Raw genomic sequence first — 266 nt, forward strand, 5'->3', positions numbered from 1 at the left:
GGATGGGACAAGCATTCCCGCGATCGGCTTCGGTACATACGCTCTTAACGGAAACAATGGCGTTCATGCCATTACCAGCGCCATTGATATCGGCTACCGTCTGATTGACACCGCTTATAACTATGAAAATGAAGGATCGGTCGGAGAAGCCATCCGCAGAAGCTCTGTTCCGAGAGAACAGCTATACGTGACGTCCAAGCTGCCCGGGCGCTACCATGACTATGACAAAGCTGTACAAACCATCCAAGAATCTTTATACCGCGCCG

The 266-nt window shown here is 51.1% G+C and carries 1 protein-coding gene; it reads left to right on the plus strand.

Going from position 1 to position 266, the window contains the following annotated elements; all coding sequences use genetic code 11:
- Window positions 1-266, plus strand: a 266-nt coding sequence (locus tag R0K30_RS22240) for an aldo/keto reductase (RefSeq protein WP_410613045.1), incomplete at both ends; no start/stop codon positions are given.

Source organism: Bacillus sp. SIMBA_154 (genome assembly GCF_046536015.1).
Lineage (GTDB): Bacteria > Bacillota > Bacilli > Bacillales > Bacillaceae > Bacillus > Bacillus pumilus_P.